Below are 1,889 nucleotides of genomic sequence, written 5' to 3'. Positions count from 1 at the left end.
TTGGAGATGAGGTCCATGACTGAGGAGTCGGCGAGTGTGGAGACGTCGCCGACTTCGCGGTTCTCGGCGACGTCTCGGAGCAGGCGGCGCATGATCTTGCCGGATCGGGTCTTGGGGAGTTCGGGCACGACCATGATCTGGCGTGGTTTGGCGATGGGGCCGATTTCCTTGGAGACGTGGTTGCGGAGTTCGGCGAGTGCGGCTTCGCCGCCGGCTTCGTCGGCGACGCCGCCGCGGAGGATGACGAAGGCGACGATGCCTTGTCCGGTGGTGGGGTCGCTGGCGCCGACGACGGCGGCTTCGGCGACGTTGGGGTGGGAGACGAGGGCGGATTCGACTTCGGTGGTGGAGATGCGGTGGCCGGAGACGTTCATGACGTCGTCGACGCGGCCGAGCAGCCACAGGTCGCCGTCGGTGTCGTACTTGGCGCCGTCGCCGGCGAAGTAGAAGCCGAGGTCGGCGAACTTGGACCAGTAGGTGTCCTTGTAGCGTTCGTCGTCGCCCCAGATGCCGCGCAGCATGGAGGGCCAGGGCTTGTCGAGCACGAGCAGGCCGCCGCCGCCGGGTTCGACTTCGGTGCCGGTTTCGTCGACGACCTTGGCGGAGATGCCGGGTAGTGGGGTTTGCGCGGAGCCGGGTTTGGTGGCGGTGACGCCGGGCAGCGGCGAGATCATGATCGCGCCGGTTTCGGTCTGCCACCAGGTGTCGACGATGGGGGTGCGGTCGGAGCCGATGTGGGTGCGGTACCAGATCCAGGCTTCGGGGTTGATCGGTTCGCCGACCGAGCCGAGGACCCGCAGCGAGGACAGGTCGTACTTGGCGGGGATGTCCGCGCCCCACTTCATGAAGGTGCGGATGGTGGTGGGGGCGGTGTAGTAGAGCGTGACGCCGTACTTCTGGACGATTTCCCAGTGCCGGCCTTCGTGGGGGGTGTTGGGGGTGCCTTCGTAGATGACCTGGGTGGCGCCGTTGGCCAGGGGCCCGTAGACGATGTAGGTGTGGCCGGTGACCCAGCCGATGTCGGCGGTGCACCAGTACACGTCGGTGTCGGGTTTGAGGTCGAAGACGTGGTGGTGGGTGTAGGCGGCCTGGGTGAGGTAGCCGCCGGAGGTGTGCAGGATGCCTTTGGGGCGGCCGGTGGTGCCGGAGGTGTAGAGGATGAACAGCGGGTGTTCGCTGTCGAAGGCCTCCGGGGCGTGGGATTCGGGCTGGGGGTCGACGACCTCGTGCCACCACGCGTCGCGCGGGCTGTTCCAGGTGACGTCGGTGCCGGTGCGCTGGACGACGAGCACGTGCTCGACGCTGGGGGCGTCGGCGACGGCCTCGTCGACGCTGGCCTTCAGCGGCATGGCCTTGCCGCGGCGGTACTGGCCGTCGGCGGTGATGACGACCTTGGCCTGGGCGTCGTTGATGCGTGAGCGCAGCGCTTCGGCGGAGAAGCCGCCGAACACGACGCTGTGCAGGGCGCCGAGGCGGGCGCAGGCCAGCATGGAGAACACGGCCTCGGGCAGCATCGGCAGGTAGATCGCGACCCGGTCACCGGCACCCACACCGAGTTCGGTGAGGGCGTTGGCGGTGCGGGAGACCTCGCGCTGCAGCTCGGCGTAGGTGATGGCGCGGGTGTCGCCGGGCTCGCCTTCCCAGTGGATGGCGACGCGGTCGCCGTGGCCGGCTTCGACGTGCCGGTCGGCGCAGTTGTAGGCCACGTTGAGCTTGCCGCCGACGAACCACTTCGCGAACGGCGCGTCGGACCAGTCCAGGACCTGGTTCCACTCGCTGTCCCACTGCAACCGCGATGCCTGCTCGGCCCAGAACGCCTCGCGGTCCGCATCGGCCTGGCCGTAGAGCGCCGACGTGGCGTTGGCCTGCGCCGCGAAATCCTCGGACGG

General features: G+C 68.7%; 1 protein-coding gene. It reads right to left on the bottom strand.

Annotation, left to right across the window (positions count from 1 at the left end; all coding sequences use genetic code 11):
* Window positions 1-1,889 (bottom strand): acetate--CoA ligase (gene acs, locus E1161_RS26865; protein WP_132627534.1); only part of this gene is annotated, 1,889 nt, incomplete at both ends.

It is taken from the genome of Saccharopolyspora aridisoli (assembly GCF_004348445.1).
Classification (GTDB): Bacteria; Actinomycetota; Actinomycetes; order Mycobacteriales; family Pseudonocardiaceae; genus Saccharopolyspora; species Saccharopolyspora aridisoli.
This window is presented reverse-complemented; position numbering and strand designations above follow the sequence as displayed.